General features: G+C 37.9%; 25 protein-coding genes and 2 pseudogenes. All 27 read left to right on the forward strand.

The features are described 5' to 3' along the window. The first annotated feature begins 34 nt into the window (after positions 1–34). The 27 genes and pseudogenes from AC1TO5_RS00135 (at position 35) to AC1TO5_RS00265 (ending at position 18027) form a co-directional block, all read left to right on the forward strand. Complete coding sequence (locus AC1TO5_RS00135; protein ID WP_482060765.1) at positions 35–445, forward strand: HIT family protein; 411 nt, start codon at positions 35–37, stop codon at positions 443–445. Positions 446–512: 67 nt separating this feature from the next. Next, on the forward strand, positions 513–1325 hold the full coding sequence (locus AC1TO5_RS00140; protein ID WP_482060766.1) for a class I SAM-dependent methyltransferase: 813 nt from the start codon (positions 513–515) through the stop codon (positions 1323–1325). Positions 1326–1343: 18 nt separating this feature from the next. Continuing rightward, complete coding sequence (locus AC1TO5_RS00145) at positions 1344–1619, forward strand: alpha/beta fold hydrolase (RefSeq protein ID WP_482060767.1); 276 nt, start codon at positions 1344–1346, stop codon at positions 1617–1619. A 268-nt stretch (positions 1620–1887) separates the two neighbouring features. Continuing rightward, complete coding sequence (locus AC1TO5_RS00150; RefSeq protein ID WP_482060768.1) at positions 1888–2268, forward strand: VOC family protein; 381 nt, start codon at positions 1888–1890, stop codon at positions 2266–2268. Continuing rightward, the gene (locus AC1TO5_RS00155; protein ID WP_482060769.1) at positions 2265–2816 is read left to right on the forward strand and encodes a nucleotidyltransferase family protein; all 552 of its coding nucleotides are present in this window, start codon (positions 2265–2267) and stop codon (positions 2814–2816) included. The genes AC1TO5_RS00150 and AC1TO5_RS00155 overlap by 4 nt, the downstream gene beginning before the upstream one ends. 75 nt (positions 2817–2891) lie before the next feature. Then, positions 2892–3329: a hypothetical protein gene (locus AC1TO5_RS00160; RefSeq protein ID WP_482060770.1), complete on the forward strand. Its 438-nt coding sequence runs from the start codon at positions 2892–2894 to the stop codon at positions 3327–3329. Next, positions 3329–3781, forward strand: a complete 453-nt coding sequence (locus AC1TO5_RS00165) for a RidA family protein (RefSeq protein ID WP_482060771.1) — start codon at positions 3329–3331, stop codon at positions 3779–3781. The genes AC1TO5_RS00160 and AC1TO5_RS00165 overlap by 1 nt, the downstream gene beginning before the upstream one ends. 16 nt (positions 3782–3797) lie before the next feature. Next, positions 3798–4220: a VanZ family protein gene (locus tag AC1TO5_RS00170; protein WP_482060772.1), complete on the forward strand. Its 423-nt coding sequence runs from the start codon at positions 3798–3800 to the stop codon at positions 4218–4220. 17 nt (positions 4221–4237) lie between these two features. Next, positions 4238–4834, forward strand: coding sequence for an AAA family ATPase (locus AC1TO5_RS00175; RefSeq protein ID WP_482060773.1), 597 nt, complete (start codon positions 4238–4240; stop codon positions 4832–4834). Between the two features lie 65 nt (positions 4835–4899). After that, positions 4900–4998, forward strand: a pseudogene (locus AC1TO5_RS00180) (VOC family protein); the annotation flags it as partial. 24 nt (positions 4999–5022) lie between these two features. Beyond that, positions 5023–5163 carry a hypothetical protein gene (locus AC1TO5_RS00185; RefSeq protein WP_482060774.1) on the forward strand — a complete coding sequence of 47 codons (141 nt, stop codon included), beginning with the start codon at positions 5023–5025 and terminating at the stop codon, positions 5161–5163. 392 nt (positions 5164–5555) lie between these two features. Next, entirely contained in the window at positions 5556–5711 is a 156-nt protein-coding gene (locus AC1TO5_RS00190) for a hypothetical protein (protein WP_482060775.1), read from the forward strand. Next, the gene (locus AC1TO5_RS00195) at positions 5708–5929 is read left to right on the forward strand and encodes a helix-hairpin-helix domain-containing protein (RefSeq protein ID WP_482060776.1); all 222 of its coding nucleotides are present in this window, start codon (positions 5708–5710) and stop codon (positions 5927–5929) included. The genes AC1TO5_RS00190 and AC1TO5_RS00195 overlap by 4 nt, the downstream gene beginning before the upstream one ends. Positions 5930–5953: 24 nt before the next feature. Continuing rightward, positions 5954–6253, forward strand: a complete 300-nt coding sequence (locus tag AC1TO5_RS00200) for a hypothetical protein (RefSeq protein ID WP_482060777.1) — start codon at positions 5954–5956, stop codon at positions 6251–6253. A gap of 90 nt (positions 6254–6343) precedes the next feature. Then, positions 6344–6718 (forward strand): hypothetical protein, encoded by a 375-nt coding sequence (locus AC1TO5_RS00205; RefSeq protein ID WP_482060778.1) that lies wholly within the window; start codon positions 6344–6346, stop codon positions 6716–6718. A 44-nt stretch (positions 6719–6762) separates the two neighbouring features. Beyond that, positions 6763–7536, forward strand: a complete 774-nt coding sequence (locus AC1TO5_RS00210) for an HAD-IIB family hydrolase (protein WP_482060779.1) — start codon at positions 6763–6765, stop codon at positions 7534–7536. A 107-nt stretch (positions 7537–7643) separates the two neighbouring features. After that, positions 7644–9167 (forward strand): MDR family MFS transporter, encoded by a 1524-nt coding sequence (locus AC1TO5_RS00215; protein ID WP_482060780.1) that lies wholly within the window; start codon positions 7644–7646, stop codon positions 9165–9167. Positions 9168–9312: 145 nt separating this feature from the next. Beyond that, positions 9313–9441: pseudogene (locus AC1TO5_RS00220) on the forward strand (DUF2797 domain-containing protein); the annotation flags it as partial. 16 nt (positions 9442–9457) lie between these two features. Beyond that, a complete protein-coding gene (rnhA, locus tag AC1TO5_RS00225; protein ID WP_482060781.1) occupies positions 9458–10105 on the forward strand; it encodes a ribonuclease H in 648 nt (215 codons plus the stop codon). A gap of 30 nt (positions 10106–10135) precedes the next feature. After that, entirely contained in the window at positions 10136–11356 is a 1221-nt protein-coding gene (locus AC1TO5_RS00230; protein ID WP_482061784.1) for a GNAT family N-acetyltransferase, read from the forward strand. Between the two features lie 27 nt (positions 11357–11383). Next, positions 11384–11938, forward strand: a complete 555-nt coding sequence (locus AC1TO5_RS00235) for a GNAT family N-acetyltransferase (RefSeq protein ID WP_482060782.1) — start codon at positions 11384–11386, stop codon at positions 11936–11938. A gap of 289 nt (positions 11939–12227) precedes the next feature. Then, complete coding sequence (locus tag AC1TO5_RS00240) at positions 12228–12548, forward strand: metal-sensitive transcriptional regulator (protein ID WP_482060783.1); 321 nt, start codon at positions 12228–12230, stop codon at positions 12546–12548. Positions 12549–12706: 158 nt separating this feature from the next. Continuing rightward, complete coding sequence (locus AC1TO5_RS00245) at positions 12707–12904, forward strand: copper ion binding protein (protein ID WP_482060784.1); 198 nt, start codon at positions 12707–12709, stop codon at positions 12902–12904. 21 nt (positions 12905–12925) lie between these two features. Then, positions 12926–15358: a heavy metal translocating P-type ATPase gene (locus AC1TO5_RS00250; protein ID WP_482060785.1), complete on the forward strand. Its 2433-nt coding sequence runs from the start codon at positions 12926–12928 to the stop codon at positions 15356–15358. A 33-nt stretch (positions 15359–15391) separates the two neighbouring features. Beyond that, the gene (locus tag AC1TO5_RS00255; protein WP_482060786.1) at positions 15392–15592 is read left to right on the forward strand and encodes a hypothetical protein; all 201 of its coding nucleotides are present in this window, start codon (positions 15392–15394) and stop codon (positions 15590–15592) included. A gap of 40 nt (positions 15593–15632) precedes the next feature. Next, the gene (locus AC1TO5_RS00260) at positions 15633–16256 is read left to right on the forward strand and encodes a nitrite reductase (RefSeq protein ID WP_482060787.1); all 624 of its coding nucleotides are present in this window, start codon (positions 15633–15635) and stop codon (positions 16254–16256) included. A 292-nt stretch (positions 16257–16548) separates the two neighbouring features. Further along, the gene (locus AC1TO5_RS00265) at positions 16549–18027 is read left to right on the forward strand and encodes an Lsa family ABC-F type ribosomal protection protein (protein ID WP_482060788.1); all 1479 of its coding nucleotides are present in this window, start codon (positions 16549–16551) and stop codon (positions 18025–18027) included. The last annotated feature ends 35 nt before the right edge of the window (positions 18028–18062 follow it).

An 18062-nucleotide genomic window follows, 5' to 3' on the forward strand; every position in this document is an offset into this window, starting at 1 on the left:
TAACATGGTTAATTAATTTGGAAGGACTGAACATATGAATTGTCTTGGCTGTGAATTAGCTAATGGCATTACTGACGTACACATCGTTTATGAAAATGAATTCATTACTTGTATTCTAGATATAGCTCCGCTTCATAATGGTCATACACTCATATTACCTAAAAAGCACTATCGCGAACTTGACGAGATAGACGATCTAACACTGCAAGCAATTATGCAAGCTTCGGTTTATATTTCAAAAGCATTAAAGCAAATATACCAACCTAGCGGTATATCTGTTATGCAAAATGGCGGATCTTTTAATGATTTAGATCATTATCATATGCATCTCTTTCCACGATACATTGGAGATGGCTTTGGGTGGCTTGAACCTACCAATGTATCAGTTGATAAATTAGAAATAGTAAAGCAACTAATAATTGATCATTTAAAATGTATATGGTGAAGTCATTGAACGATTCCGAGATATGTTTACTTGAATAATAGTTCAAAAAAGAGAGGTGGAACTTCTAATGAATTCTATTATTAATTATTACAATAAGTTTGATGAATGGGGTCGACTTGATCGTGAACCAATAGAGTTTATGATCAACATGCATCATATACGAGCTCATTTACCGCTGTCAGGCCGAATCCTTGATAATGGAGCAGGACCTGGTAAGTATTCAATTGAATTAGCGAAGCAAGGATATCAAATTACATTAACTGACTTAACCCCTCGACTAGTTGAGATCGCACAACACAAAGTAAAAGAATTCGAACTTCAAGATCACTTTGATGGATTTCATGTTATGGATGCATGCGACTTAGATTCATTTCCAGATGAGCAATTCGATGCCACAATTATGCTTGGTCCAATGTATCATTTACAAAGTGAAGAAGCTAGAATACGGGCTATTCAAGAATTATATCGAGTAACCAAATCAGGCGGTGTTGTCTTCGTTGCATTTATGTCGAGAACAAAGTTTTTACAAACATCTTTACACCATCCACAATTTTGGAAACCTAATCATACTTCGCAAGGGATAACTACATTTCTAGAAACAGGAGTATTCAACCATAGTGATGAAGGAAGATTTACAGAAGCCTACTACTATCCTATTGATGAAATATCTCCGTTTATGGAATCTCAAGGTTTTCAGACGATTAAACTCATTGGCTCTAGTAGTGTAGCAACCAATCTGTCAAAGGAGCAATGGGATTATTGGAAAGATAGAGGAGAGGTAGAATTCAATCAGATCATGAACCTCGTATTAGAACAGTCAGAAAATCCATATATTTTAGGAAGTTCTTCACATATCATGTACATCGGTAGCAAACAATAGATATAGAAGGTGAACCCGGTGAAATTACGATCAGAAATAATACGATCAAAGATAAACATTCACTACTTAGATTCACATGAAGATGCTGATCCGTCGTTAATTCCACTACTAATATGTCCTGGACTATCTGAGACTGCGGAAGAATACGAAGAGCTGCTCCATGAAATATGGCCTAGACGAGGCATTGTATTGTCCTTTAGAGGCAGAGGGCTCAGTGATTCACCAGTTGTTGGCTACAACCTAGAAGATCATGTCAAGGATATTATTAGCGTTGTACAACATGGAGCAATATAGAATATTATTCGCTCATATAGATGAAGTTCAATTTATGCATTCAGGACATGATATTCGAAATACGGAGAAACAAAAGTTGTATGAAACTATTCGCAGTTATATTCATACTTAATCATTACACTTCCTATTCTCGTGGATAGTAAATGTGAACCATTATTATGCATTTATGATATAATTTATAGGTATAAATTAAGAGGATGTAACTCTTTCTTGTATTAGCAAAGTTAAAGAAGCAACTTATTACATTATTGCGAAGGATGATGCAGTGATGGTTATAGGAATACATCATGTACAAATTACTATTCCCCAAAATGCGGAACTAGCAGCTAAAGCTTTTTATTGCGATGTATTGAATTTACCGGAAATAGATAAACCCGCTTCGTTACAGGGTAGAGGTGGGTTTTGGATACAAGTTGGAGATCGCGAGGTGCATATCGGAACGGAAGATGGTGTCCAGCGTAATCTTACCAAAGCACATATCGGCTATGAAGTTAGCGACTTATCAGCAATGCGCAATATAATCATCGAACAAGGTATTTCGATAGTTGAATGTGTGCCTATACCTGGTTATGAACGCTTTGAGTTCCGAGATCCATTCGATAATCGAGTAGAATGCATACAACGAATGACAAAGGAGTTAATCGATTGAAAGAAGATCAGTTAAAAAACATCATGATGACTAAAGATGGTTTGCTCGACGACTTACAATATATTAAGGAATTAGCTCTCCCGCAATGCTATATCGCTGCGGGATACATTCGCAATTACTGTTGGGATTATTTATCTAATTATCAACATCATTTACCGTTAAATGATGTTGATATTATCTTTTACGATGCTCAAAATCTAGCTTTTGACCAAGAAGTAGAAGCAGAGCAGCAATTGAATAAGTGGAAGCCCCAATACAGTTGGTCAGTGAAAAATCAAGCACGAATGCATCTCACGAATGGCACTTTACCCTACACAAGCACACTTGATGCAATGCGATATTGGCCAGAAACTGCTACTGCTGTTGGTATGAGGCTAGATGACACCGGGCGTATTGAAATTATCGCGCCATATGGATTAGACGATCTATTACATATGAAGCTTCGTAAAACAGATTTGTTTACTAATTTAGATTATTATTATACGAGACACCAATCAAAAGGCTGGTTGGATAGATGGCCTAAACTGCGCTTAGTAGACATTCGCTAGACCGATTTATACATCATGATTATTACACAATAATTCCGATTAACTAACGATATGTTACGATTTGGAGGCGTGATCATGAAAAATTTCGCATTACGTTTAATCCCTGCTACTGTGCACTGTATTGCAACTTTGATATGTTTAAGCTTACTACTCAAAGCCGATCATTCGAATCTTTCTGCAGTGCTAACTACTGCTATTATCATGCTAATCTTAACTTCCGCAGTGAGTACATCACTCATTTGCAAAGGCTCTTGGAAAGTGATGCGTACTTCAGTTACATTGTATACTTTGTTTGCTCTTATATTTGGCGGAGCAACAGTGATGAAATTAGAAATTGCACTGGAAACATTGTTTATGCCTAGCTTTGTATTTTGTCTGCTTGTATTATCCTACTCCTTACTTACACTCGTCATTGGAACAATAATCGGTATGATAGCTTATCGAATTACAACTACAATAATTCATAACAGAAGTTCATCACAACCAAACATCGAAATACAGGAGGGAATGTAATGGCTAATATTATAGAAGAAAGATTAATGTCATTAAATATCGAATTACCTATAGCTAGTAATCCAGCAGGAACATATACGAATTTCGTTATTGTCAATGGATTGATGTTCGTCTCAGGGAAAGGCCCCAGCGGTAATCCAAAAGGTAAATTAGGTAGTACATATACGACGGAGGAGGGTTATCAATTTGCGCGTAATACTGGCATCGAGATATTAGCTGTAGTGAAGGATGCGTTAGGTAGCTTGGACAAAGTGAAAAGAGTTGTGAAGATACAAGGGTTTGTTAATGCTGAACCTCATTTTGAAGAGCATCCTAAAGTGCTTGACGGTATTTCTGATCTTCTCTATGATGTTTTCGGCGCGAAGGGCGTACATGCTAGATCCGTATTTGGCGCTGCGAGTGTTCGGGCCAATTTACCGATTATTGTTGATTCAATCTTCGAAGTGGAATAAATAGACTAGGATGTAGATGATGAAAAACAAATCTTTTTTCTTACTATTAATAGCTTATACAGGCTTGCTTATTTACTGGATGCTCTTCGGGTTTGGCAGAAGTCCTCAACTACATTATCAATACAATATAATACCTTTAGCTACTATTATTGAAATGTTTCAGCATTATTCATTGTTCAGTAGAACGCTACTTATCAACATTGTAGGTAATATTATCGTATTTGTGCCGTTCGGCATTTTGCTACCAGCTATCATTCGTAAGAAGCTAATCTTCCTGCTGGCCGTCTTTCTTAGCGGTATTACGATAATGGAGCTCTCACAATTATTATTGCGCAGAGGAAGCTTTGATGTTGATGATTATATACTTAATAGTATTGGTTTTATAATAGGTTACATTATTTATCGTTGTATTTATAAATGGACAAATAGAGCCAGTTAAGTAAGCGAGGTATTGAAATGATTATTTGGATTAATGGAGCATTTGGTGCTGGTAAAACGCAAACCGCACATGAATTGCAAAGAAGAATCGACAACTCTTTTATTTATGATCCTGAAAACGTTGGTTATTTCATTCGTAAGAACATTCCACAAAATATGAAAACGAATGATTTTCAAGATTATCCCTTGTGGCGTGAGTTCAACTATTCCATGCTTCGTAATATGATAGAGCAGTATAAAGGTACCATCATCGTTCCAATGACCATTGTTAATTCACAATACTTTACTGAGATTGTAGAACGACTTCGAGAGGATGGATTCCTTATTCATCACTTTACACTTGGAGCTTCTCGTGAAACGTTACTGAAAAGGCTTGGAAAACGTGGAGAAGGATCACACTCTTGGCCGGCTCAACAAATCGATAGGTGTGTGAAAACCCTCTCAGATCCTATATTTCAAACTTACTTACATACAGATTCGAAAACTATTGATCAAGTTGTAGAGGAGATTGCTACTCAACTTCATCTAACATTACTTCCTGATAACAGAAATAAGCTAAAGAAGAGCTATGATCGTGTTATTACTCAAATTAAACAATTATCTTATTTTCAGTAATATATAAGTTCTAATCTATTGATAAAGGTAGGTATAATAATGAATAGAATTAATCTAATTACACTTATAGTGGATACTTCTCCGATCCAAATGGTTTCTATTGGGAGGTAGCTTATTCTGAGCATTGGAAGTTCGATGAACAGCATATGCAAATTATTGAATAAATCTCATTAAAGAGGTGGACGACTATGCAATTCATCGTTATTTTATTATTGCTTATCATTATTGTGCTGCTGCTCGACATAAGCAGTCGAATTCCAAAACGTGATTATGTAAAGGAAGCTATGCAGCGAGATGAGGATCAAAGGGAACAGCTTAAGAAAAAGTGAGGAGAAACGATCATGCCCGCTTCTATGATATCAAGCTCCTTACTAATGCCTTTATTAATATGATCAGTGCGCCTATTTTCTATCTGTTGTTTCTTTTGGAGGTACAACTGAAGTCCAAGGCGATGATTATACTGTTGGCTTTATAATTATCGTGCAGGTAGCATGCACATTATTTTGTCTCATTAGCGGCACGATATTGGCTGTATGGATTCGAATAATAAGATCAACATAATATAATCTTAATATTTTTCTTCTCGCAATTAACTGTATACTATTGTAAATTTGTATGATGTATTCTATTTCTGTTCAATGCGACGAAGCTGATAGACAGCAGTATAATATCTTTATGTGATCAATTTAAATGCGAAAATTATACTATTAGGAGAGTACCTATGGTTTATATCATTATCATACTTATGTTATTAATCATTATTATCATTGGTATAGGTTGCTGGAACGTATTGAAACTACAGCTTACTCATACCAAGGACCTTGAACTAGCCATTTATCGACTTATCGAGATTACAAAGGAGCAGAAGCATTTATGAAAGAACACCAACTTCCTGACGGACTATCCCAACCTGCCCTTAGAGCATTATTGAGTGCAAATATTTATACACTTGAAGAGGTTAGCCGACATAGTATTACAGAATTATTGAAATTACATGGGTTAGGCCCAAAAACGATTCGAACTCTCGAACCAGCGCTTAAAGCAAAAGGATTGGATTTTGTCTCATCAAATAGGGTTGAGAATAAAGATTGTTGACATTGAAATAGGAGAAATTATTATATGTGGGAAATAGCCATAAGTTTATTAACTTGGTTGGTTGGAATATCCTTAGTTATTATATTAGTTTACTGGATCGTCACGAGTGCACTTGAATCATCAAAGCTAGCTACGGAAGTCAGTGAATTAAAACAGCTTGTCCAGCAATTAATCAATGATAGAGAAAATCCTGCCAGCAACGAAGCTTCTACTAGAAAACTGCAAAGTGAAGTAAATAGAGGTCATTGTCCTGCATGCGGAGCTGATCTCGCACTAGAGATATCGAATTGCCCAGGTTGCGATCTAGCCTTTCTTAATGCGTAAGGTTGATCTGCTAGATAGAGTCGAATATAATGAGTCAGTAATGATTTACCTCTAATACATAATTTATTTTACAGTCAAAGGAGAGTAGATATGGACCGATTGAATTCGTTTCGATTTCTTACATATAGTGCAATCGTAGTAACGATCATTTGCTTTATTTGTTCTGCAATTACTTTTCAAGAAAATAGTACTATGATTGCATTAGGCTTTCTAATCCTTGGGATTGTATTGACCGTTATTAGTACACTATTACTGCTAGATCTGTTCAGTACAAGCAGAACGACAATTCAAGCTGAAGTTATCTCACTTTATAGTAGAGATATGAGAATCAAAATGAGCAACAACAAAGAGCTGACGATTCGTCTAGCTAAGCGAGAATATAAGCTATACAATGTGGATGATTTACTTACAGTAGTGCTCACTCCACGGACGAAACAAGTTATTTTGTTAACGAAAGTAAACTAACTGCACCGATATCTACTTACCTATAAATGGAGAGCGTAATTATTATGAATTTTATTTTTGATTTGGATGGAACGATCTGCTTTAAGGGACAACCTTTATCGGAAGTGATCGTACGTGCGCTACAATCACTTGAACAATATGGGCATTCTATTATATTTGCTTCAGCTAGACCGATTCGTGATTTGCTTCCGATTTTACCTCAATCGATGCAGCATTATCCGATGATCGGAGGCAATGGAGCATTTGTCGCTGTTGACCCGCTACACATTAAGACGACTTTTTTCAAACAAGAGATAGCGCAGTCTATACTACAGCTGATTAAGAAATATAATGCGGATTATTTGATAGATAGTAGCTGGGATTATGCTTATTACGCTAGGAAAGATTACGCGATTCGTAGAAATCTAGATCCGCAGCAAAGAGCATATAACCGACCGGTAGATAGCTTACCTGGCTTTGTTAAAGTAGTCATTTTAGACAGTGACGATAATGAAGCGATGCTAGAGGAGCTTACAAAATTGCCTGTCGTCATTTCGAAGCATGGCAATGAGGATATTATCGATATAAGCCCGCAAAATATTGATAAATGGGCTGGAATTCAAGCGTTAAGTATAGCGCCATATGACTATATAGCATTTGGGAATGATGCAAATGACCTCTCGATGTTTACCTTTGCGAATTACTCGGTATGTGTAGGTAATCATCTTCAGCTTATGCAACTGGCTAATGAAGTTATTGAAAGTGATGAGGAGCTCGTTGCAAGGAAAATTGGAGAAGTAGCAACTAACGAATCTTTGTATACAGTTGAACAAATATAATCGCTACAAACAAAGGACGTTATCCACTAATACATCAATTAAAGGGATAACGTCCTATTCATTACCTACACAATGAATAAGATACTTTTTTGCAAAGGGGTTAACTAGTGGAACTGAAAAAGAGCAATATTACATTAGTTTTGGCAGGCTTATTGCTTGCTATATTCATGTCAGCCATTGACAATACGATTGTTGCAACGGCAATGGGAACGATTGTGTCGCAACTTGGTGGCGTAGAAAAATTTGTCTGGGTAACATCAGCTTATATGGTTACAACGATGGCCGGCATGCCGATTTTCGGTAAATTATCAGATATGTACGGACGGAAAAGATTTTTCGTGTTTGGATTAACGGTATTTCTCATCGGTTCAGCTCTTTGTGGCTTAGCTCAAACGATAGAACAGCTAAGCATTTACCGTGCGATCCAAGGTATTGGTGGCGGTGCGTTAATGCCAATAGCATTTACGATCATTTTCGATATCTTCCCACCGGAGAGACGAGGGAAGATGGTTGGCCTGCTAGGAGCCGTGTTCGGTTTGGCAAGTCTAGTGGGACCTTTACTTGGTGCTTATATTACAGACTCTATCGGCTGGGAGTGGGTATTTTACATCAATGTTCCGCTCGGTATCATTGCATTAATCCTTATTTTGAAAAATTATATCGAAACCCCGATTCATACGAAGCAAAAGATCGATTGGTGGGGGGCATCAACACTTGTTATCGCGGTAGTCAGTCTCATGTTTGCCTTAGAGCTAGGCGGTAATAAATACGACTGGAATTCAACACCGATTATTGCTTTATTTGCGAGCTTTGCGCTCTTCTTTATTGTATTTTTCTTTGTAGAATTACGAGCAGAAGAACCAATTTTACCATTCTTCTTATTTAAGCGTCGTTTATTTGCTTCATCGCAAATATTGGCATTCTTATACGGCGGTACATTTATTATATTGACCGTCTATATTCCGATCTTTATTCAAGCAGTGTTCGGTGGTTCGGCAACGAGTGCTGGACTGTTTCTAACGCCGATGATGCTAGGCTCTGTTGTAGGTAGCTCGATAGGTGGTATATTCTCTACGAAAACAAGCTATCGTAACTTAATGATTCTATCTGTAGTATCTTACCTGGCGGGAATGTCGCTGCTTAGCACGCTTACACCAGACACATCAAGAATGTTATTAACGCTATTTATGGTTATCGTCGGGTTCGGCATGGGCTTCTCCTTCTCATTACTACCAACTGCTTCACAGCATAATTTGGAGCCTCGCTATCGGGGAACGGCCAACTCTACGAATGCTTTCCTTCGTACACTTGGGATGACGATGGGAATTACGATCTTTGGTACGATTCAAAACAAAGTATTCACGAAGCAGCTAACAGAGGGTTTCCAAGATATGGGCGGTAATGCTGATGCAGCAATGTCCAATATTGGTGACACAAGACAAATTTTCGAGCCGAGTGTACGCGAAACGATACCCGCACCTATTCTCGAAAAGATTGTCGATGCGATGTCCAGCTCGATTGCACATATTTTCTTACTCGCTATCATCCCAATCGCCGCAGCAGTTATATTCGTCTTTATGATGGGGAATTCACGTGTCGTTATTACGAAAAAGCAAGATAGCCCACAATAAGAAGTTTTATGAATAGCTAATTGACCAAGCTACAGCCTCTACACTAGTAGAGGTTGTATTTATTTTTCAGTTAATGCGTTATTATTAAATAAGAAATTATTATCAAAGTGACTTGGAGTGCTTAGACTAAACATTAACAAAAACTCCAATCATTAACGATCGACTTATTGGCATAAAGGGAAATTATTTTATCTTTGAACATGCCGTTATCAATATGAGAAAGTTTTCAGGTTATAAAGTGAGCATTACAATAGAAGATACTGTTATACAGTAGATAGGAGTTTTCAATTATGGCAAAGCAAAAATATTATGTCGTGTGGAGCGGGAAAAAGCCTGGAATATATATGAGTTGGCCAGAATGTCAGCAGCAAGTCCTTAAAGTGTACGGTGCGAAATATAAAGCATATGATTCAAAGGATGCGGCAACCAAAGCATTCAAAGACGGGTGGGAGATGCATTGGGGGCAAGGAAGTGCCAATCCAAGTACGAAAGCAACTGCCAAGACCAGTTCACTTAGTCCAAGCGCCGGTGAAATTGATTACGATGCGATTTCTGTAGATGTTGGCACAAGTGGAAATCCAGGCCCAGTCGAGTACAAAGGAGTCGATACACGTAATAGTGAAATTATTTTCTCGGTTGGTCCGATATCGAAAGGTACGAACAATCTTGGTGAGTTTCTTGCAATTGTCCATGCGCTTGCTTATCTTAAAAAGATCGGAAGCTCAAGAAATATATATAGCGACTCGGTTAATGCAATTAATTGGGTGAAGAAAAAAAACGTTTCGTCTACATTAGTTCGAGATGCTTCTACACAAGAAATATGGGAATTAGTTGATCGTGCCATAGCTTGGTTGCAGAATAATAAGTATGACACCAAAGTGATGAAATGGAATACGAAAGAATGGGGTCAGATTAAAGCTGATTACGGCCGGAAATAACTCACTCACAATGAATCGGAGGGCATGATGATGAGTCGTAGTAAATTACAGGACAGACTCAGATTAGGAAATGTTGAAACTAAACATGGGGAGCAATTTAACGATTTATTACGCTATGTGTTTCAAGTAACCAATCGTGATTTACAAACCTTTGGTTGGGAAAATAGAGAAATTACTCAAGCCAAATTAGCAGTGCTCAAGCATGCAGAAGTATTAGGTTGGTTCGATAGAGATAAATTAATTTCTCAGTTAGCCATTTACCCATTTCAAGTAAATATTTTCGGACATATTTATGAGATGGCGGGGATTACTGGTGTTGGTACTTATCCTGAATATGCGAATCTGGGCTTAATGAATAAACTGATGCTTCATGCTTTAACAAAAATGAAGGAACATAAGCAATCGATTTCATTTCTTTATCCATACTCCATTCCTTATTACAGGAGAAAAGGCTGGGAAATCATTACTGATAAAATATCTTTTGAAGTTCCTGATACTCAGTTACCCAAGACGAAATACGTTCCAGGAAGCGTAGAAAGGGTTACGATTGACCATCCAGATATTAAATTGATATATGAACAGTTTGCTTTATCACACCATGGAGCAATGCTTCGCAACAATTTAGCTTGGGAAGAATATTTACGTTGGGATTTAGATGATATGACGGTAGCCATCTATTATGATGATAATAATTTACCTGTGGGCTATTTGTTATATTGGGTAGCTGAAGAAATATTTTATATTAAAGAAATGGTATACATTATAGAAGAGGCGCGTACTGGGTTATGGAATTTTATTAGTGCTCATTTTTCTATGATAAAACTAGTCAAAGGTGATATCTACAAAAATGAACCTTTATCCTTTATTTTAGATGACGGGGATATTAAGGAAAAGATAGCTCCTTACTATATGGCTCGGATTGTAGACGTCAAATTATTTGTTGAACAATACCCTTTTCGGAGTCTTAATCAAGTATACGAGCTAACATTCACTTTGCACGACCCTATGTTGGAATGGAATCAAGGCACCTTTACTTTGACAGTAGATACTACTGGTAAGGGTAGCCTACATGAAGGAGGCGTGAATCCTTCATTCATTATTGATGTTCCCACATTAACTACGATGATGATGGGCTATAAACGTCCAACTTACTTAGCGCGAATTGGACGAATTAAAGCGGATGAAGCTTCGATCGAAATACTTGAAAAATTGATTAGACAAGAGCATCCATATTTTTCGGATTATTTTTGAGTTATTAAACGACATGAGAGGTGTAGCATGACAAGTTTACAAATAAAAAATCAGTCTATAAACGAAGACATTTATGCTTTTAAGGCTACTATTGAAGATATGAACGCGATTCGCGTTTTGATTGAACATACAGTAAACTGGTTGAAAAGTATAGGCTCAACACAATGGAATAGTCTGCCTAATGAGCAAGATGACCAATATCTGGCCAACGCAATAGCCAATGGCGAAGTGATTGTTTTTCGAAAAGCAGGAGAGCATGCTTTAGCTGGTTCAGTCATTTTGCAACATCATCCAAGTGAATGGGATCGGAAACTTTGGGGAGAAATAGCTACAAGTAAGAACGATGCCGTATACTTGCATCGCTTTATCGTCAATCGCGAGTACTCTAGTAAAGGATTAGGTTCACATATATTGTCGTGGATCGATCATGGCATCCATTTTACTGGAAGGGATCGAATTAAACTAGATTGCATTGCCCATAATGAAAAGCTTAATAACTTTTATAAGCAATGTGGTTATAACTACATGGGTGAAACAGATGGTTTCATTATTTATGAAAAGCTACTCCCCAATTTAACATAATCTTATTTGCTTATTTCGCACGATAAGGTATGAGCAACCATTATTTATCTTTCATAGAGATGTTGAGTCATTATGATGTTGAATATGATGACAATGCCGACGAACTTGATTAGCATACGTATCGTTTAAATTAAGCGATTACTGGAAAAAATGCTATTATGTTTTGTTGAATCAACTAGTAATATCGAGAAAGAGCTCTCCAATACGAGAGTTCTTTTTTGTTGCTTGCTTTATATAGTATAGGGGGACTATAGTATATTATAATGCAATCTAAAGGAGTGAGCGGTTTATGGAAAATGTAACTCATGAGCACGAATCATGTTCATCAGATGATCGGAAAAGTCATCACTCTGATAAAACAAAAAAGAACTTAATAAGCCGACTCAATAGAATTGAAGGTCAAGTAAGAGGACTGAAAGGGTTAATCGAAAAAGACACGTATTGCGATAATGTGCTCAATCAAATCGCTTCTGTCCAATCTGCTTTGAACGGCGTAGGTAAGCTGCTACTAGAGCATCATATGAAAAGCTGTGTTATAGAACGCATTCAAGAAGGCGAAGACGAAGTTATTGATGAGCTATTAGTTACGATCCAAAAATTAATTAAATAATGAATAAAGAGGATTCAACATTGAATCCTTTTTTGCTTTAATTATATTGACTAATATAGGGTAGGGGGGTATACTAATATTATCGAGAGAGTTTACATATCGTATTCCATGTAAATAATGGTTACGAATGAAATTTACAATAAGAGGAGAAATGAGTTATGAAAAATATAGTATTAAACGTAGAGGGTATGTCTTGTGGTCACTGTGTTAAATCAATTGAAGGTGCCCTGCAAGAGCTAGGAGCAACCGGAACTGTCGATCTTAGTGCTAAAACTGTTACAATACAATTTGATGAAAACAAGCTTACTTTAGATAACATCAAAGAAGCAATTGAAGAACAAGGATACGATATCTAAAAGAAGTGAGGTGTTCATATCATGACAACTACTGGAGCGGGAAAAGAACAAACCTCCTTACAAATTACAGGGATGACCTGTGCCGCTTGTGCTAACCGTATTGAAAAAGGATTGAACAAACTCGAAGGTGTAACTGAAGCTAACGTAAACTTTGCAATAGAAAGAGCAACAATCACTTTCGACCCAACTAAAGTAGACGTGAGTAAAATGGAAGATAGTATTCAGAAGCTTGGTTATAGTACTGCTAAAGAAACGATTGAATTACAACTAGAAGGTATGACCTGTGCGGCTTGCGCTTTGAAAATCGAGAAAACTTTGAACAAGCTGCCAGGTATAACAACGGCTAATGTTAACTTTGCTATGGAAACCGCCCATGTCGAATATAATCCTATTGACATCTCGGTTACTGATATGCAGCAACGAGTTGAAAAGCTTGGATACAAAGCCGTTCTCAAGCAAGAACAAGGAGATCCTTCGCAGCGAAGAGCGAAAGAATTATCTAAACAAAAACGAAGACTATTAGTTTCTGCGTTATTATCCTTTCCGTTGCTATGGGCGATGGTCAGTCACTTTTCATTCACCACTTGGATATGGCTGCCCGATCTCTTTATGAATCCATGGTTCCAATTGGTATTGGCAACTCCAGTTCAGTTTTATATAGGTAGACAATTTTACATCGGAGCGTATAAAGCACTTCGTAACGGTAGTGCCAACATGGATGTTTTAGTTGCGCTTGGTACATCTGCAGCCTATTTTTACAGTCTATATCTTACGATTGCTTGGGCAGTCGAGGGCGGCAACATTCACCACGGTCCAGCGATGTATTATGAGACGAGTGCGGTACTTATTACATTAGTATTAATGGGTAAATTATTTGAATCGTTAGCAAAAGGTAGAACGTCTGAAGCGATCAAATCATTGATGGGTTTACAAGCGAAGACCGCATTAGTAGTTCGTGACGGTCAAGAAATAACGATTTCTGTCGAAGAAGTTATCGCTGGCGATATTGTACTCGTTCGACCAGGTAATAAAGTGCCTGTCGACGGTGAAGTATTAGAAGGCATGTCTTCCGTAGATGAATCTATGCTGACGGGCGAAAGTCTTCCTGTTGAGAAGAAAGCTGGAGATTCCGTTATTGGCGCGACAATTAATAAAAACGGTATGCTTCGTATTAGAGCAACGAAGGTAGGTAAAGAAACTGCCCTTGCACAAATTATTAAAGTTGTGGAAGAAGCCCAAGGCTCTAAAGCTCCAATACAAAGGGTAGCCGACGTTATCTCGGGGATTTTCGTTCCTATCGTTGTCGCAATTGCCGTCATTGCATTCTTAGTATGGTACTTCGTTGTCACACCTGGTGATTTCGCAGGAGCATTGGAAAAAGCAATTGCAATTCTAGTTATTGCTTGTCCATGTGCGTTAGGTCTAGCGACACCAACATCTATTATGGCAGGTTCTGGACGTGCTGCAGAGCTAGGCATTCTATTTAAAGGCGGCGAGCATTTAGAACAAACGCATAAAATTGATGTGATTATTCTAGATAAAACAGGCACAGTAACTAAAGGTAAGCCTGAGCTTACCGACGTAATAGTTGAAGGTAACGAAACCGAGTTTCTTCAACTTGTAGGTGCAGCCGAGAAAAACTCAGAGCATCCTCTTGCAGAAGCTATTGTGGCAGGCATTATGGAAAGAAATATTGAACTTCCAAAAACAGAATCCTTTGAAGCCATTCCAGGATACGGGATTAAAGCTACAGTCGAAGGTAAAGAGTTGCTTATCGGTACAAGAAGACTATTGGAAAAATTCGCTGTCGACGCAAAGCATGCTTATAACACAATGTCTACATTAGAAGAATCCGGAAAAACAGCGATGCTTGTTGCTATCGATAACAAATATATGGGTATGGTAGCAGTAGCAGATACGATTAAAGAGACTTCACAGGCTGCTGTTAGCCGTTTGAAGGAAATGGGTATTCAAGTCATCATGATTACGGGTGATAACCAGCGGACGGCTAAGGCAATTGCCGCTCAAGTTGGGATCGATCATGTACTGGCTGAAGTTCTGCCTGAAGGTAAAGCGGAAGAAGTGAAGAAATTACAAGCTCAAGGTAAAAAGGTGGCAATGGTCGGAGATGGCATTAACGATGCACCAGCATTAGCAACAGCTGACATCGGAATGGCGATCGGTACAGGTACAGACGTCGCAATGGAAGCTGCCGATGTTACATTAATGCGTGGTGATCTTGCGAGCATACCCGATGCAATCTATATGAGTCGTAAAACGATGGCTAATATTAAGCAAAATCTTTTCTGGGCACTCGGTTACAACACACTTGGTATTCCAATTGCAGCAATCGGTCTATTGGCGCCATGGGTAGCAGGTGCAGCGATGGCATTAAGTTCAGTTTCTGTTGTTCTTAATGCGCTTCGTCTACAGCGTGTGAAAATACGCAGTTAATTTGTAGGGATACTTCCCCCTAACAAGCAGTTAGTGAAAGAAGTAAGTGACAAGGAAATTGAGCTATCTCTAAGTAGTACTAAGTCGAAGGAATACGTATCGTTAACATTCACCTTCTTAGATGCTACAACTAAGACGGCGATCGACAACTTAGAACAATATTTAGGTGATGTCGGTCATGTCGTTATCCTTTCCGCAGGATGGAGAAGTGTTTACCGTTCCCTTCGTTGTTGATGTGAAATAGTATATGTCTTTCAACTAGAGGAGAACTGCGATGTTAGAAACGATAAAAGTAGCAATAAGTCCACCAATCCAGGTCGGTGGAAGTCTTTTTACAGCAGAGCAGCTTACGACAATTGGTGCTGTAGTAGGTGCAAATTCAAGTATTGAGATGACGCCTTTTGGGCAACTTTATGTGGAGCTTCCCTTAGACGAGCGAGAACTCATTACTGAAAAGCTGGAACAGGCAGGCTTAGAATTATATCCCGCAGGATTTGTAACCAAAAGCTTAATCGCTTGTAATTTTTGTAAGGGCGCTGAGGAAGCTGGCCTTGACGTAGCAAAAACATTAAATGCATCGATCGCAGGTATTATAACGCCGATGCCGATTAAAATAGGTTATGCTGGCTGTGCACTTGGAACGAGTGAGCCTTTATTGAAAGATATTAGCGTCGTGAAAATGCGTAATACGTATGAAATTTTCGTAGGTGGCGAACCGAAAGGACTCAAAGCCTCGCTTGCTCAATCACTTATATCAGGATTGCGGGAAGAGCAGCTTGTTCCCATTGTTATGGCACTTATTCATTATTATAGTGAGCACGCCAAAGGGAAAGAGAAGTTTAAGAAATTCATTCAACGCGTTTCACTAGAGCATTTACAGCAGCTAATCGCGAAGTAAGTAAAGTGAATATATTGATCTTCCAAAATAAGTATGATATGATATTTTCAAATTAGTGATTGGGGTTGAAAAGAAGCATGTACAATTTCTTGTAGAAATATAAATTAATAAAACTATGAATGCTTATTTTCGTATGTTTTATTTTTATATGCAAGAAAGTTGCTACATCTTTTCACTCAAACAATATATCCTACTCTAACTCTATTTTGGGTTAGTTTAACTGTATTTATTTGAGCTACAAGAGAGCTAACTTTCTTGTAGCTCTTTTATTTTTATACAGGAGGATTAGTTTATGTCATTAATTAATGTTACAAACTTAACGTTTGCCTATGAAGGTAGCTATGATAATATATTTGAGAATGTAAGCTTTCAAATCGATACGGATTGGAAATTAGGGTTTACAGGTAGGAACGGGCGAGGTAAAACAACATTTCTCGGTCTGCTGCAAGGACTATATGAGTATAGTGGAACGATTTCGGCACAGGTTGACTTTCAATATTTCCCATTCCCAGTTGATAACAAGCAAAATGATACAATCGACGTTATTAACGATATCTTTCCTGACTATGTGCATTGGAAATTAATGCGTGAGCTTTCTTTGCTACAAGTTGCTGAAGATGTTCTGTATCGACCATTTGCTTCATTATCTAATGGTGAGCAGACGAAAATATTATTGGCTACTTTATTTATTAAGGAAAATAGCTTCCTATTAATCGATGAACCAACGAATCATCTTGATATGAATGCGAGAAAGCTCGTTAGTCATTATCTCAATACAAAACGCGGATATATATTAGTGTCACACGATCGATCGTTTCTTGATAACTGCGTAGACCATATCCTTTCAATCAATAAAACAAATATCGAAATTCAAAAAGGTAATTTTTCAAGTTGGTGGGAAAATAAGTCGAGACAAGATAACTTCGAGCTCGCAGAGAATGAAAAGCTTAGAAGAGATATTAACCGCTTATCCCAATCAGCGAAACGAACGGGCGATTGGTCACACGAGGTAGAGAAAACCAAAAACGGCACAAGAAATTCGGGCTTAAAAGTAGATAAAGGCTATGTTGGTCACAAAGCTGCGAAAATGATGAAACGCTCCAAATCAATCGAGCAAAGACAGCATTCTGCGATCGGAGAAAAGTCCAAACTGCTAAAAAATATTGAGAACTCTGAAAGTCTTGAACTATCGCATCTTACATTTCATAAACACCGGCTTGCCGAACTTGATCACGTTTCAATTTATTATGATGAGAAGATGGTATGCTCCGATATTAGTTTTACGATTGAGCAAGGTGAGCGAATTGCACTTTCGGGTATTAATGGTTCGGGAAAATCAAGTATTATCAAGCTTATTTGCGGTGAGGGCATTCACTATACTGGTAGCTTCAAGACAGATAATCAGTTGAAAATATCGTACGTATCACAGGACACATCCCATCTTAAAGGGAATTTATCTAACTTTGCTGCAGACAACGGCATCGATGAAAGTATCTTCAAAGCGATGCTAAGAAAGCTGGATTTTTCGAGAGTTCAATTTGAAAAAGATATTTCCACATTTAGCGGGGGACAGAAGAAGAAAGTGCTCATTGCCAAAAGTATTAGCGAGCAGGCTCATTTGCTGGTATGGGATGAACCACTTAATTTCATTGATGTTATTTCACGTATGCAAATCGAATCGTTACTGCTAGAATATGCACCAACGATTCTGTTTGTCGAGCATGATAGAGAGTTTTGTGAGAATGTGGCTACGAAGATCCTTGCTCTTTGATGATATTTGGTCATTGCTAGTTAATTAAGTCGATA

Source organism: Paenibacillus sp. Y930 (assembly GCF_056786375.1).

Bases quoted from the DNA above. Each gene is read 5' to 3' on its own strand.
- AC1TO5_RS00245 (WP_482060784.1), top strand. From the start codon at position 12,707: ATGAAAAATATAGTATTAAACGTAGAGGGTATGTCTTGTGGTCACTGT.
- AC1TO5_RS00205 (WP_482060778.1), top strand. From the start codon at position 6,344: ATGGACCGATTGAATTCGTTTCGATTTCTTACATATAGTGCAATCGTA.
- AC1TO5_RS00200 (WP_482060777.1), top strand. From the start codon at position 5,954: ATGTGGGAAATAGCCATAAGTTTATTAACTTGGTTGGTTGGAATATCC.
- AC1TO5_RS00160 (WP_482060770.1), top strand. From the start codon at position 2,892: ATGAAAAATTTCGCATTACGTTTAATCCCTGCTACTGTGCACTGTATT.
- AC1TO5_RS00260 (WP_482060787.1), top strand. From the start codon at position 15,633: ATGTTAGAAACGATAAAAGTAGCAATAAGTCCACCAATCCAGGTCGGT.
- AC1TO5_RS00250 (WP_482060785.1), top strand. From the start codon at position 12,926: ATGACAACTACTGGAGCGGGAAAAGAACAAACCTCCTTACAAATTACA.
- AC1TO5_RS00175 (WP_482060773.1), top strand. From the start codon at position 4,238: ATGATTATTTGGATTAATGGAGCATTTGGTGCTGGTAAAACGCAAACC.
- AC1TO5_RS00195 (WP_482060776.1), top strand. From the start codon at position 5,708: ATGAAAGAACACCAACTTCCTGACGGACTATCCCAACCTGCCCTTAGA.
- rnhA (WP_482060781.1), top strand. From the start codon at position 9,458: ATGGCAAAGCAAAAATATTATGTCGTGTGGAGCGGGAAAAAGCCTGGA.
- AC1TO5_RS00230 (WP_482061784.1), top strand. From the start codon at position 10,136: ATGAGTCGTAGTAAATTACAGGACAGACTCAGATTAGGAAATGTTGAA.
- AC1TO5_RS00185 (WP_482060774.1), top strand. From the start codon at position 5,023: ATGCAATTCATCGTTATTTTATTATTGCTTATCATTATTGTGCTGCTG.
- AC1TO5_RS00265 (WP_482060788.1), top strand. From the start codon at position 16,549: ATGTCATTAATTAATGTTACAAACTTAACGTTTGCCTATGAAGGTAGC.
- AC1TO5_RS00240 (WP_482060783.1), top strand. From the start codon at position 12,228: ATGGAAAATGTAACTCATGAGCACGAATCATGTTCATCAGATGATCGG.
- AC1TO5_RS00190 (WP_482060775.1), top strand. From the start codon at position 5,556: ATGGTTTATATCATTATCATACTTATGTTATTAATCATTATTATCATT.
- AC1TO5_RS00150 (WP_482060768.1), top strand. From the start codon at position 1,888: ATGGTTATAGGAATACATCATGTACAAATTACTATTCCCCAAAATGCG.
- AC1TO5_RS00210 (WP_482060779.1), top strand. From the start codon at position 6,763: ATGAATTTTATTTTTGATTTGGATGGAACGATCTGCTTTAAGGGACAA.
- AC1TO5_RS00165 (WP_482060771.1), top strand. From the start codon at position 3,329: ATGGCTAATATTATAGAAGAAAGATTAATGTCATTAAATATCGAATTA.
- AC1TO5_RS00170 (WP_482060772.1), top strand. From the start codon at position 3,798: ATGATGAAAAACAAATCTTTTTTCTTACTATTAATAGCTTATACAGGC.
- AC1TO5_RS00135 (WP_482060765.1), top strand. From the start codon at position 35: ATGAATTGTCTTGGCTGTGAATTAGCTAATGGCATTACTGACGTACAC.
- AC1TO5_RS00235 (WP_482060782.1), top strand. From the start codon at position 11,384: ATGACAAGTTTACAAATAAAAAATCAGTCTATAAACGAAGACATTTAT.
- AC1TO5_RS00140 (WP_482060766.1), top strand. From the start codon at position 513: ATGAATTCTATTATTAATTATTACAATAAGTTTGATGAATGGGGTCGA.